Origin of the sequence: Chromobacterium sphagni (assembly GCF_001855575.1) — a bacterium.
GTDB lineage: Bacteria > Pseudomonadota > Gammaproteobacteria > Burkholderiales > Chromobacteriaceae > Chromobacterium > Chromobacterium sphagni.
In genome coordinates this window covers 2,796,782-2,809,228 of the sequence record NZ_MKCS01000001.1, presented here as the reverse complement: position 1 = coordinate 2,809,228, position 12,447 = coordinate 2,796,782, and the positions used below count along the sequence as shown (strand labels likewise).

The window sequence follows — 12,447 nt, the reverse complement described above, 5'->3', positions numbered from 1 at the left end:
CCAGAGCCGACGGGGGATTGCATGGCAACACAGCACGCCTTACTCGCCCAGATAGGCGTTGCGCACCCTCTCGTCGTTGAGCAGTTCCTTGGCGTCGCCGCTCATGGTGATGCGGCCGCTTTCCATCACGTAGCCGCGCTGCGACACCTCCAGCGCCAGCTTGGCGTTCTGCTCCACCAAGAGCATGGTCACGCCCTGCTTGGCCACCATCTGGATGATCTCGAAGATCTTCTCGACGATGATGGGCGCAAGACCCATCGAAGGCTCGTCCAGCAGCAAGAGCTTGGGCTTGGACAGCATCGCCCGCCCCATCGCCACCATCTGCTGCTCGCCGCCGGACAAGGTGCCGGCCAGTTGCAGCCGGCGCTCCTTCAGGCGCGGGAACAGCTCATAGACGTGCTCGATCTCGCTCTGGATGGCCACCTTGTCGTCGCGGTAGTAGGCGCCCATCTGCAAGTTTTCCTCCACCGTCAGCTTGGCGAACACGCCGCGGCCTTCCGGCACCATCGCCAGGCCGTGGCGGACGAAGTCGTAGGACGGGATGGAGGCCACGTCCTTGCCGTCGTAAACGATGCTGCCACCGGACTTCTTCACCATGCCCACCAGGGTTTTCAGCGTGGTGGTCTTGCCGGCGCCGTTGGCGCCGATCAGCGTCACCAGCTCGCCCTGTTCAATGTGAAAATCTATCCCTTTTACCGCCTGAATGCCGCCGTAGGCCACTTGCAGGTTTTTGACTTCCAGAATGCTCATGCGTGGGCCGCTCCCAGATAGGCTTCGATCACTTTGGGGTTTTTGCGTACTTCCTCCGGCACGCCTTCGGCAATCTTCTTGCCATAGTCCAGCACCGCGATGCGGTCGCACAACCCCATCATCAGCTTGACGTCGTGCTCGATAAGCAGCACCGTGACGCCGCCGTCGCGGATCTTGCTCATCAGTTGCTTGAGCTCTTCGGTTTCGCGCGGGTTCATGCCGGCCGCCGGTTCGTCCAGTGCCAGCAGCTTGGGTTCGGTGGCCAGCGCGCGGGCGATCTCCAGCCGGCGCTGGTGGCCGTAGGACAGGTTGCGGGCGCGTTCGTGGGCCACGTCGGCGATGCCGACGTACTCCAGCAGCTCCCAGGCCTTGGCCTCGATCGAACGCTCCTCGGCCATGGTGCCCGGGTCGCGCAGCACCGCGCCCAGCGCGCCCGCCTTGGAGCGGATATGGCGGCCTACCATCACGTTTTCCAACGCGGTCATCTCGGCGAACAGCCGGATGTTCTGGAAGGTGCGGGCGATACCCGCCGCCACCACCACGTGCGGCTTCTGCTGGAACAGATTGTGGCCGGCGAACTCGAATCTGCCTTCGTCCGGCACATAGAGGCCGGTCAACACGTTGAACAGTGTGGTCTTGCCAGCGCCGTTCGGCCCGATCAGACCGTAGATCTCGCCCTTGTTGATGGTCAACCCGACGTCGCTCAACGCGTGCAGGCCGCCAAAGCGTTTGTGTATGCCTTCGATTTTCAGCAAAACATCAGCCATCATTAACCTTTCTGCGCAGCCGCTTCATCTTTGACGTGCTGGAACTCAGCCTTGCGGCGCTTGGACGGCCACATCCCTTCCGGGCGGACCAGCATCATCACCACCATGGCCAAGCCGAACAGCAGCATGCGGGCGTTTTCCGGATCGATCAGCATCCGGCCGAAGGTTTTCATCTGCAGCGGGCCGATCACGTCGCGCAGGATTTCCGGGGCGATGGTCAACACCACCGCGCCGAGGATCACGCCCGGAATGTGGCCCATTCCGCCCAGCACGATCATCGCCAGGATCATGATGGACTCCAGCAGGCTGAACGATTCCGGCGACACGAAGCCCTGGAAGGAGGCGAACAGACCGCCGGCCACGCCGCCGGACAAGGCGCCCAGGCCGAAGGCCAACAGCTTGATGTTGCGGATGTTGATGCCCATCGCCGCGGCGGCGATGTCGTCCTCGCGCAGCGCCACCCAGGCGCGGCCGATGCGGGAATGCTGCAGCCGCCAGACCATGATCACCACCGCGATGGTCAGCGCCAGGAACAAGTAGTAGTACAGGTAGACGCTGTGGAAGCTGACGCCGAACAGCTCTATGGTCTGGCCCAGGCTGACGCCGCCGACATGGATCGGATCGATCAGGTTGACGCCTTGCGGGCCGTTGGTGATGTTGACCGGCGAGTTCAGGTTGTTCATGAAGATGCGCACGATCTCGCCGAAGCCCAGCGTCACGATGGCCAGATAGTCGCCCTTCAGCCTCAGCACCGGCGTGCCCAGCAGCACCCCGCCCAGCGAGGCGAAGGCCGCCCCCAGCGGAATGGTCAGGAAGAACAGCCAGTGGATGTCGAAATGCGGCGAGCTGAGCAGCGCGTAGGTGTAGGCGCCGATCGCGTAGAAGGCGATGAAGCCCAGGTCGAGCAGGCCGGCGAAGCCCACCACGATGTTCAGCCCCAGCGCCAGCATCACGTACAGCAGGGCGAAGTCGACGATGCGCACCCAGGAGTTGCCCAGCGCGCCGCCGACGACAAAGGGCAGCACCAGCAGCGCGACGGCGCTGAGGGCGAACAGGCCCATTTTCTTGTTGGTATCCAGATTCATGATGTCTCTCCCTCGCATCAGGCGCGGTCGGCCATTTTTTCGCCCAGCAGGCCGGACGGACGGAAGATCAACACCGCGATCAGCACCATGAAGGCGATGATGTCCTGGTAGTTGGAGCCGAGAAAACCGCCGGTCAGCGTGCCGATGTAGCCGGCGCCCAGGCTTTCGATGATGCCAAGCAGGATGCCGCCAGCCACCGCGCCGCCCAGATTGCCGATGCCGCCCAGCACCGCGGCGGTGAAGGCTTTCAGGCCGATCATGAAGCCCATGTAGTAATGGGCCTGTTCATAGTTGGTGGCGACCATCACCCCCGCGATCGCGCCCAGCGCGGAGCCGATGACGAAGGTGGCGGAGATGATGGTGTTGACGTTGACCCCCATCAGGCCGGCCACCGCCGGGTTCTGGCTGGTGGCGCGCATCGCGCGGCCCAGCTTGGTCTTTTCCACCATCAACAGCAGGCCGGCCATGATGGCCAGGCACATCACCACGATCAGGATCTGCAGCTTGGTGATGCTGGCGCCGAAGATGTTGACCACGTCGTGATCGAGGATTTGCGGGAAGGGGATGTAGTTGCGGCCCCAGATCAGGATGGCGACCTGTTGCAGCACGATCGACACGCCGATGGCGGTGATCAGCGGCGCCAGGCGCTGCTTGCCGCGCAGCGGCCGGTAGGCGATGCGCTCGATGGCGAAGCCAAGCAGCATGCAGGCCGGAATGGCCACCAACAGGCCGATCAGCACCAGCGCCGGTCCCGGCAGATTGACGCCCATGCCCATCAGCGTGGTGATGACGGTAATGGTCACCATGGCGCCGAACATCACCACTTCGCCGTGGGCGAAGTTGATCAGTCCCATGATGCCGTACACCATGGTGTAGCCCAGCGCGATCAGCGCATAAATGCTACCCAGAACGAGGCCGTTCAGGATTTGCTGCAGAAATATGTCCACGTTTGGAGATCTCCTCTGATTGTCGACGGCAGCTTGCGGGATGATTCCTCTTATTGACTGCTGCCTGTTGTACTACCCGCGGCGGGCCTATTTATTGGCTTCTGTCCGACAGGCGAACCGATTATCACCATGTATCCAATCGACTGTCAATTGCGGAGACCCGCCAAAAAAACGGCTGCGAAAAGCATTTAATTAAGCCATATCCTATTGATTATTATATATTTTCACCAAACATCTTCAGGTGGAATTTTTTCTGCCGGCGGACTTGGCAAAACTCTTTCCCTTTCCGGGCCGGTTTTACATTTCGGTCACAATTCCCATTCTTTTTATTCACATTCGAACAAGAGCCAACTATCCGCTATATGCATTGCGAACAATCACCCATGAGCATCGTTCACTTGCATACAATCTACAATACCACTTGCTATCCATCCTAGCGCTGCCCTGCCGTCGCAAAAAAATTTATCCGCACAGAGTGTTGCCAGTTGTAACGTCAAGCCCAAACCGGATGCCGATATGCAACAACCATGCCAATCCTCACCATAGCCCGCATCTGGAATGGCACCGGCGCAATTTGTTAAGAGCCGCTAAGGTCTCCCGAACGAAAAACAGCCCGCCGCGCGCAAGGCGTGGCGGGCTGTGCCCGGACCCGGGCAAATCAGCCCAGCTGGAAGGGATAGACGCTGCCCAGACCCAGGATGCGGGTGAGTTCGTCCAATGCCGCGCGGCACTCCTGCAGCAGCTGCGGGTCGGCGAGGTCGGCCGGAGCCAGATGGTCGCGGTAATGGCGCTCCACCCAATCGTTGAGCGTGGCGAACAAGGCTTCGCTCATCAGCACCCTGGGGTTCACCGCCGCCAGTTCACCCTCGTTCAAGGCCACCCGCAGACGCAGGCAGGCGGGGCCGCCGCCGTTCTGCATGCTTTGCTTGAGGTCAAACACCTTCACCTCGTCTATCGGACCGCCGCTGGCGGCCAGCTTCTGCAGATAGCCCCACACCCGCTCGATGTTGCGGCATTCCTCCGGCACCACGATCAGCATCTTGCCGCCGGGCTTGGACAGCAGCTGGCTGTTGAACAGATAGCTCTTCACCGCCTCCTCCACCGTCACTTCGGCGCGCGGCACCTCGATGGCGGCGAAGCGGCCGCCGCGCGCGGCCAGCTTGCGCGACAACTCCTCCAGCACGTCGGCCTGGTTGAGGAAGGCCTGCTGGTGGTGAAACAGCACCTCGCGGTTGCCCACCGAGATCACGTCGTTGTGGAACACGCCGGCGTCTATGATGTCCGGGTCTTGCTGGGCGAACACCACGCCGTCCGCGGCCAGGCCGTGCAACCGCGCCACCGCCTGGCTGGCCTCCAGCGTCTGCCGCGCCGGGAAGCGCGCAGGTTTCTGATAGCGGCCGTCGAAGGCCGCCGCGCCGAACACGAAGAACTCCACCCCGGCCTGGCCGTAGTCGGCGCAGAAACGGGTGTGGTTGGCCGCGCCCTCGTCGCCGAAATGCATCTGCGCCGGCAGCGCCTCGTGCACCGCGAAGCGGGCCTCGTCGGCGAACATCGCCGCCAGCACGCGCCGGGTGGTCGGATGCTCGATCGAACGATGGAACTTGTTGTTGAGGTTGGCCGGCGTGAAATGCACGCGGCCATCGGCGGTGTCGGCCGACGGGCTGACCGTCGCCGCATTGGCGGTCCACATGCTGGAGGCCGAGGTGGCAGCCGCCAGCATGGTCGGCGCCTCCTTAGCGGCGCGGGCGATCACCTCGGCGTCGGTTCCGGCAAAACCCAGGCGGCGCAAGGCCGCCACGTCCGGCCGCTCCTGCGGCGCCAGCACGCCCTGCTTGAAGCCCAGGTCGTGCAGCGCCTTCATCTTGGCCAGTCCCTGCTGCGCGGCCAGCTTGGGATTGGACGCCGCGCTGCTGTTGCTGGTGGAGGCGACGTTGCCGAAGGACAGACCGCTGTAGTTGTGCGTCGGCCCCACCAGGCCGTCGAAATTGACTTCATAGGCGTTCATAGCGTGATCCCTGGCGACAGTTGCGCCGGCACCGCCAGCTGCTCGCACTCCAGCGAAGCCACCGGGTAGGCGCAGTAATCCGCCGCGTAGTAGGCGCTGGGCCGGTGGTTGCCGGAGGCGCCGATGCCGCCGAACGGCGCGGCGCTGGAGGCGCCGGTGAGAGGCTTGTTCCAGTTGACCACGCCGGCGCGGGACGCCAGCCAGTAACGGTCGTACAACTCGCGGCTGTCGGACAATACGCCGCCGGCCAGACCGAAGCGGGTATCGTTGGCGATGGCGATGGCTTCGTCGAAGTCGGCGTAGCGGATCAGTTGCAGCAGCGGGCCGAAAAACTCCTCGTCCGGACGCGCGACGGCAGTGGTGTCGATGATGCCCGGCGTCAGCATCGCCGCGCCCTCCTCCAGCCTGCGCATCTGCAGCAGCGCCTTGCCGCCGGCGGCGATCAACGCCGCCTGCGCCTTGAGCAGCGCGTCGGCGGCGGCGTTGGAGATCACCGCGCCCAAGAAGGGGGCAGGCTCGGCGTCGAACTTGCCCACCCGCAGCCTGGCCGTCACCTCCACCAGGCGGGCGACGAAGGCATCGCCCCACTCGCCCTGCGGCACCAGCAGGCGGCGCGCGCAGGTGCAACGCTGGCCGGCGGAGACGAAGGCGGACTGGATCACATGATGCACCGCGGCGTCCATGTCGGCCACCGGGCCGACTATCAGCGGATTGTTGCCGCCCATCTCCAGCGCCAGGATCTTGTCCGGACGTCCGGCGAAATTCTGGTGCAGGATGGCGCCGGTGGCCGAGCTGCCGGTGAAGAACAGGCCGTCTATGCCGTCATGGCCCGCCAATGCCACACCGGTAGCGCGAGCCCCCTGCAACAGGCCGATCACGCCGGCCGGCAAGCCGGCCTCGGCCCACAGCTTGACGGTTTCCTCGGCAGTCCACGGTGTCAGTTCCGACGGTTTGAAAATCACTGCGTTGCCGGCCAACAGCGCCGGCACGATGTGGCCGTTGGGCAGGTGGCCGGGGAAGTTGTACGGGCCGAACACCGCCACCACGCCGTGCGGCTTGTGGCGCAACACCGCCTGGGCGTCGCCCATCGCCGCGCCGCGCTCGCCGGTGCGCTCCTGCAGCGCCTTCAGCGAGATATCTATCTTGCCGGCCATGGTGGCCACTTCGGTAGTGGCCTCCCACAGCGGCTTGCCGGTTTCCCGGGCGATCACCGCCGCCAGTTCGGCCTTGCGCTTAGCCAGCAATTCGCCGAAGCGGCGCACCACCGTGACGCGCGCGTCGAGGCCCATTCGGGCCCAGGCCGGGAAGGCGGCGCGGGCGGCGCGCACTGCGGCGTCCACCTGCGCCGCGTCGGCGGCGCGGCCCTGCCACAAGGCCTGGTTGTCGGCCGGATTGGTCTTGAGCATGGCCTCGGCCGCGCCGGCTTGCCATTCGCCATTGATCAACAAGCTTTTCATTGCACAATCTCCTTGGGCGTCAGCGTCACACAGCGGACATGGCCGCCGTCCCGCACATCCAGCGCCTGCGCCAAAGCGGGCGTCAGGCAGAACTCGCCTTGCGGCCGCACCGACTCCACCAGCACGGCGCGGAAGCCGGCCAGCGCATCGTTGCACACCAGATACCACTCCTTGTCGCCGTCCGGCAGCGGATCGCACACTCTGGCCGGCAGACGCTGGCTTTCCTTCGCCGCGCGGATATCGCTGACATAGGCCTGAACCGTGGGGCCGGCGTCGAAAATATCGACATAGCCTTCGTAACGGAAACCTTCCGACTCCAGCATCGCCAGCGCCGGGCGGGTCGCCTCGTGGGTCTGGCCTATCACTGTCTGCGCCTCCGGCGACAGAAAGTCGACATACACCGGATGCTTAGGCATCAGCTCGGCGACGAAGGCTTTCTGGCCAATGCCGGTCAGGTAGTCGGCCTTGGCGAAATCGATGGAGAAGAAATGGCGGCCCAGCGCCTCCCAGAACGGCGACTCCCCCCGTTCGTCCGACACGCCGCGCATCTCCGCCACCACCATCTTGCCGAACAACTGCGGAAACTGCGCCAGGAACAGGAAGCGGCTCTTGGACAACAGGCCGCCGTTGCGCTTGATGCGGTAGTCTGGATGCAGATACAGCGTGCACAGTTCGGAATAGCCGGTATGGTCGTTGGACAGGAACAGGGTTTCGTGGCGGGAATACACGCCCAATTCTTCCGACGCGTGCACGATGGTGCCGACGCGGTAGTTGTACCAGGGCTCCTTCAGGCCGACGGCGGCCTCGATGGCGCAGATGCCGGCCACCTTGCCACTGTCCGCGTCTTCCAGCACGAAGACATAGCCGTGGTCGGCGCGGTCCAACTCGCCGGAAAACGACAGCGTCGAGCGCGCGATGCGCAGCGACAAGCGCTCCTCGTTCACCGGCAGCGAGGTCAGGCCCACTCCGCCGCTGCTGGCGCTGCGCGCCAGATCCATCAGGCCGTTCAGGTCCTTGTGTTCTACGGGACGAATCAACATCATGAGCGTTTCTCCTCGCACTCTTGCAGACCCGCGACGCGCACCACATCGCCGCTGGCCACGCCCAGCGCCCTGGCGGCGTCCGGATTGATGAAGGCCACGCCGTCCACCACCGCCACCCGCGCCGCCGTGGCGGCGAAGGCCGACAGGCGCTGGTTGCTCAGCAGTTGCAGCGTCGCCTGCGCCGGCAGGCTGGCCTGGATCTCCACCGGGTAGCAATGGCTCAGCTCCACGGTTTTCAACCGGTCCAGCTCGGCGGTCAGCACCGCGCCGCCGTCGAAGATGTCCAGATAGTTGTCGGCCTCGAAGCCTTCCTTGCACAACAACTGGCACACCCGCTCGAAATCCGGATGGATCTGGCCTATCGCCTGCTGCGCCTCGTCCGGCAGCAGCGGCACGTAAATGGGATAGCTGGGCATCAGCTCGGCGATGAAGGTCTTGCTGTGGCTGACAAAGGCCTGCTCCACCTGCAGGAAATCCATATTGAAGAAGCGGCGGCCGATGGCGTTCCAGAACGGCGACTGGCCGGCGTCATCGTGAATGCCCTGCATCTCGGCGATGATGCGGCGGCCGAAGCGCCCGCGCTCGCCGGCAATGAATAGCAGCCGGGCGCGCGACATCAGTTCGGCGGCCAACTGGTCCAGCCCGCCCTCCACGTAGAAGCCGCAAAGCTGCACGGTGCCGGTCAGATCGTGGCAAATGTTCAGCACATGGATGCGGTTGTTGACCTTGAGCGCGCGCGAGGCGTGCACCGCGGTTTCGCTGCGGTAGCTGTAGAACGGCTCGTCGAAGCCGGCGGACGCGCAGATCGAGGCGGTGCCGACCACCGCGCCGCCATGCTCCAGCGCGAACATATAGTATTCGCTGCCGGCATCGCCGATGGCTTCATGCTCGAAGGCGCTGATCGACTGCTGGATGCGCTCGAACAGCTTTTCGCGGTTGCTGGGCAGGCTGGTGACGCCGATGCCGCTGGCCTGGGCCAGCCGCTCTATCGCCGGCAAGTCCGAAGTACGGACGGGACGCACGGTAAACATGAGGAATCCTCCCTCGTTGCGCAAGGGCCGGGCCCGGAAGACGGGCGCAGCCGTGGCCGCGACCCGGCAAAAGCGGGGTCGTGGCGATTGGGTCGGGATAGCGTTGGAAGCCGCATGGCAGCCATGCGGCACGGCTTTTACTTGGCGGACACCAGCTCGGCGACGGCGGCATCCAGTCGCTTCAGGCCTTCGTCGATATCGGCGTCGCTGATCACCAGCGACGGCGCCAGCCGCAGCACGCTCAGGCCGGCCACCAGGATCATCAACTGCTGCTTCTCGGCCGCCTTGAGAAATTCGCGGGCGCGGCCCTGGTAGGCGTCGGTGAGCACGCAGCCTATCAGCAGGCCCTTGCCGCGCACGGTCTGGAACACATTGTATTTGGCGTTGATGGCGCTCAGGCCGGTGACCAGGCGCTGGTGGAGCGCCTCCACGCCGGCCAGCACCTCGGGCGAACTGATGATGGACACCACTTTGTGCGCCACCGCGCAGGCCAGCGGATTGCCGCCGTAGGTGGAGCCGTGGCTGCCGATGCCGAAGCTCTTGGCCACCTTCTCGGTGGTCAGCATCGCGCCGATCGGGAAGCCGCCGCCTATGCCTTTGGCGGACGACAAGATGTCCGGGACCACGCCGTACTGCTGGTAGGCGTACAGCGCGCCGGTGCGGCCCATGCCGCTTTGCACTTCGTCGAAGATCAACAGCGCGTTGTGCGCGTCGCACAGCTCGCGCGCGGCCTTGAGGAAGGCCGGATCGGCCGGCAGCACGCCGCTCTCGCCTTGCACCGGTTCGATCACAACCGCACAGGTCTTGTCGGAGATGGCCGCCTTCAGCGATTCGATATTGTTGAATTCGAAGTGGGAGATGCCGCCCGGCACCGGACCGAAGCCCTCGGTGTACTTGGGCTGGCCGCCGACGCTGACCGTGAACAGCGTGCGGCCGTGGAAAGAGTTGACGCAGGACAGGATCTGGTTCTTGTCCGCGCCGAAGTTGTCATGAGCGTATTTGCGCGCCAGTTTGAACGCGGCCTCATTGGCCTCGCCGCCGGAGTTGCAGAAGAACACGCGCTCGGCGAAGGTCTTCTCCACCAGCAGGTTGGCCAGCTTCAGCGCCGGCTCGTTGGTGAACACGTTGGACACGTGCCACAGCTTGCCAGCCTGTTCGGTCAGCGCGGCCACCAGTTCCGGGTGGCAGTGGCCCAGCGAGTTGACGGCGATGCCGCCGGCCAGGTCGACGAATTCGCGGCCGTCCTGGTCCCACACCCGGGAGCCCAGTCCCTTGACCGGGATGAAGCCGGCCGGGCCGTAGTTGGGCACCATGACCTGGTCGAAATCAGCGCGAGATACGGTATTGCTCATTGATGGTTTTCCTTCCTTGTTCTGTCGTGCGTTTTTTTATGCTGTCGATCGATTCTAAATTAAGCCGGCTGCGCGTCACTATCCGGGATGCGACATTCGCGTACAGAAAGCATGATTTCACATTTTCAAACTGTCAGACAAAATACAATAAATTTTTCACCGCAGGCCATCAGCTTGCAAAAAATGCTCAAGGCGCGTCAACCAAACAGGAATGATTGTCGTTTATCAAACTGAAACTCGCGCCCAGGTTTTAGATGAGAACACAACGAATGTCGCATGGCAGCATAACGTAAAACCGCTCCGCGGCTCCAGTTGTGGCAGCCATGTATTCTCGTTTGATGCGAACCGCTCCGCACTATCTGCGATTGCCGTTCTGCAGACCCTGGCGCCAGTGGGAATAGAAGGTATAACAGTAATAAGAATCAGTATGATCAAGGCCGCATGGATGAGCGGCTCCATCATGGAGAAGTGACAACGTGAAACGCCCTACCCTCCCGACTGCGGCCGCCGAGCCGCGCCACCCGCGGCGAATGTCCGCACTGGCTCTGGCCGTCCTGTTGGGCTGCGGCTTGCAATCCGCCCATGCCGAAGACGCCGACAACAGCCCGAACCCGGCCGATCTGCCGGAGGCTGACCAGGCTATCAAGGCCAAGCCCGACAACCAGTGGACCGGCTGGTGGAACCGCTCCACCCTGCTGGGGGACATGGGCGGGCTGCGTTCGGCGCTGGGCCGCCAAGGCATCACCCTGGGCCTGACCGAGACCAGCGAATACCTGCGCAACGTCAGCGGCGGCGTCAAGTACGGGGGCGACTACCAGGGCCTGTCCACGCTGACCCTGGGCCTGGACACTCAGCGCGCCGGCTGGTGGAACGGCGGCAGCTTCAACGTCAGCGTGCTGGACATCCATGGCAAGCCGTTCAGCGCCGAACACGTCGGCAGCATCCAGAGCGCCAGCGGAATCGAGGCCGACCGCGCCACCCGCCTGTGGGAAGCCTGGTTCCAGCAGCAGCTCAACGGCGATCGGCTGGACGTGAAGATAGGCCAGCAGAGCCTGGATCAGGAATTCATGGTCACCCAGTACGGCGGCGCCTTCATCGGCACCATGTTCGGCTGGCCGGCGGTGCCCTCAGCCGACCTGCCCGCCGGCGGCCCGGCCTATCCGCTGTCCGGCCTGGGCGTGCGCCTGCGCGGCAAGGTCGGCGACAACATCACCCTGCTGGGCGGCGCCTTCGCCGGCGACCCCACCCGCGATGTCAGCCAGAATCCCGGCGACCCACAGCAGTTGAACAAATACGGCACCACCTTCAGCCGCCACGGCGGCACGCTGTTCATCGGCGAGATGCAATACAGCCGCAACCTGCCGTCCAACGGCGCGGTGGAAGCGCCGCGCGGCGCCGCCGCCGGGACAGGCGGCCTGCCGGGCACATACAAGCTGGGCTTCTGGTATCTGAACCAGAAAACCGCCGACACCCGGATGGACGACAACGGCCAGCCCTTCGCCCTGAGCGGCGCCAACCCCATGCTGCACAACGGCAACTACAGCTTCTACGCGGTGGCCGACCAGATGGTATGGCGTCCGGCGGAAGACAGCACGCAGACGCTGAACGTGTTCACCCGCCTGATGGGCGCGCCCGGCGACCGCAACCAGGTCAGTTTCTCCGCCAATGCCGGCGTCACCCTGACCGCGCCGTTCGCCGGCCGCGACAATGACACCGTCGGCCTGGCGGTCGGCTACGTCAAGGTGGGCAACCATGCCGCCGGCGCCGATGCCGACGCCGGCGTGTCGACAGGCAATCTGGCCTACCCGGTGCGCAGCGACGAAACCCAGATCGAAGCCACCTACATCTACCAGCTGACCCCTTGGTGGCAATGGCAGGCCGATCTGCAATACGTGCGCAATGTCGGCGCCGGCGCGGTATCGCCCAACGACCCCACCAGCACCCAGCGCATCCCCAATAACTGGGTAGTGGGCCTGAAGACCACCATCACCTTCTAACCATAAAATACCG

Annotated in this window: 11 protein-coding genes; 2 read left to right on the top strand and 9 right to left on the bottom strand. The window is 64.2% G+C overall.

Annotated elements, in window-relative coordinates:
- Nucleotides 1-39 precede the first annotated feature (39 nt).
- From BI347_RS13190 to BI347_RS13150, 9 genes are all read right to left on the bottom strand, one after another.
- The gene (locus tag BI347_RS13190) at nucleotides 40-750 is read right to left on the bottom strand and encodes an ABC transporter ATP-binding protein (protein WP_071114906.1); all 711 of its coding nucleotides are present in this window, start codon (nucleotides 748-750) and stop codon (nucleotides 40-42) included.
- Nucleotides 747-1,517, bottom strand: coding sequence for an ABC transporter ATP-binding protein (locus BI347_RS13185; RefSeq protein ID WP_071114909.1), 771 nt, complete (start codon nucleotides 1,515-1,517; stop codon nucleotides 747-749). Before BI347_RS13185 ends, BI347_RS13190 begins: the two co-directional genes overlap by 4 nt.
- 2 nt (nucleotides 1,518-1,519) lie before the next feature.
- Nucleotides 1,520-2,602 (bottom strand): ABC transporter permease subunit, encoded by a 1,083-nt coding sequence (locus BI347_RS13180; RefSeq protein WP_193431020.1) that lies wholly within the window; start codon nucleotides 2,600-2,602, stop codon nucleotides 1,520-1,522.
- A 17-nt stretch (nucleotides 2,603-2,619) separates the two neighbouring features.
- Nucleotides 2,620-3,549 carry a branched-chain amino acid ABC transporter permease gene (locus BI347_RS13175; protein ID WP_071114904.1) on the bottom strand — a complete coding sequence of 310 codons (930 nt, stop codon included), beginning with the start codon at nucleotides 3,547-3,549 and terminating at the stop codon, nucleotides 2,620-2,622.
- Nucleotides 3,550-4,207: 658 nt separating this feature from the next.
- The gene (gene astB / locus BI347_RS13170) at nucleotides 4,208-5,554 is read right to left on the bottom strand and encodes an N-succinylarginine dihydrolase (protein ID WP_071116049.1); all 1,347 of its coding nucleotides are present in this window, start codon (nucleotides 5,552-5,554) and stop codon (nucleotides 4,208-4,210) included.
- Nucleotides 5,551-7,011 carry a succinylglutamate-semialdehyde dehydrogenase gene (gene astD, locus BI347_RS13165; protein ID WP_071116048.1) on the bottom strand — a complete coding sequence of 487 codons (1,461 nt, stop codon included), beginning with the start codon at nucleotides 7,009-7,011 and terminating at the stop codon, nucleotides 5,551-5,553. Before astD ends, astB begins: the two co-directional genes overlap by 4 nt.
- Nucleotides 7,008-8,054: an arginine N-succinyltransferase gene (gene astA / locus BI347_RS13160; protein WP_071114901.1), complete on the bottom strand. Its 1,047-nt coding sequence runs from the start codon at nucleotides 8,052-8,054 to the stop codon at nucleotides 7,008-7,010. Before astA ends, astD begins: the two co-directional genes overlap by 4 nt.
- On the bottom strand, nucleotides 8,051-9,085 hold the full coding sequence (aruF, locus tag BI347_RS13155) for an arginine/ornithine succinyltransferase subunit alpha (protein ID WP_071114900.1): 1,035 nt from the start codon (nucleotides 9,083-9,085) through the stop codon (nucleotides 8,051-8,053). Before aruF ends, astA begins: the two co-directional genes overlap by 4 nt.
- 137 nt (nucleotides 9,086-9,222) lie before the next feature.
- Nucleotides 9,223-10,437 carry an aspartate aminotransferase family protein gene (locus BI347_RS13150; RefSeq protein ID WP_071116047.1) on the bottom strand — a complete coding sequence of 405 codons (1,215 nt, stop codon included), beginning with the start codon at nucleotides 10,435-10,437 and terminating at the stop codon, nucleotides 9,223-9,225.
- 211 nt (nucleotides 10,438-10,648) lie between these two features.
- Here BI347_RS13150 and BI347_RS23595 point away from each other — a divergent pair, with 211 nt between their 5' ends.
- Nucleotides 10,649-10,909: a hypothetical protein gene (locus BI347_RS23595; protein ID WP_139167113.1), complete on the top strand. Its 261-nt coding sequence runs from the start codon at nucleotides 10,649-10,651 to the stop codon at nucleotides 10,907-10,909.
- Nucleotides 10,910-10,913: 4 nt separating this feature from the next.
- Complete coding sequence (locus BI347_RS13145) at nucleotides 10,914-12,434, top strand: carbohydrate porin (RefSeq protein WP_204378040.1); 1,521 nt, start codon at nucleotides 10,914-10,916, stop codon at nucleotides 12,432-12,434.
- Nucleotides 12,435-12,447 lie beyond the last annotated feature (13 nt).

Excerpts from the sequence above, each read along its gene's own strand:
- BI347_RS13190 (WP_071114906.1), bottom strand. The coding sequence starts at position 750 with ATGAGCATTCTGGAAGTCAAAAACCTGCAAGTGGCCTACGGCGGCATT.
- BI347_RS13185 (WP_071114909.1), bottom strand. The coding sequence starts at position 1,517 with ATGGCTGATGTTTTGCTGAAAATCGAAGGCATACACAAACGCTTTGGC.
- BI347_RS13180 (WP_193431020.1), bottom strand. The coding sequence starts at position 2,602 with ATGAATCTGGATACCAACAAGAAAATGGGCCTGTTCGCCCTCAGCGCC.
- astB (WP_071116049.1), bottom strand. The coding sequence starts at position 5,554 with ATGAACGCCTATGAAGTCAATTTCGACGGCCTGGTGGGGCCGACGCAC.
- astD (WP_071116048.1), bottom strand. The coding sequence starts at position 7,011 with ATGAAAAGCTTGTTGATCAATGGCGAATGGCAAGCCGGCGCGGCCGAG.
- astA (WP_071114901.1), bottom strand. The coding sequence starts at position 8,054 with ATGATGTTGATTCGTCCCGTAGAACACAAGGACCTGAACGGCCTGATG.
- aruF (WP_071114900.1), bottom strand. The coding sequence starts at position 9,085 with ATGTTTACCGTGCGTCCCGTCCGTACTTCGGACTTGCCGGCGATAGAG.
- BI347_RS13150 (WP_071116047.1), bottom strand. The coding sequence starts at position 10,437 with ATGAGCAATACCGTATCTCGCGCTGATTTCGACCAGGTCATGGTGCCC.
- BI347_RS23595 (WP_139167113.1), top strand. The coding sequence starts at position 10,649 with ATGATTGTCGTTTATCAAACTGAAACTCGCGCCCAGGTTTTAGATGAG.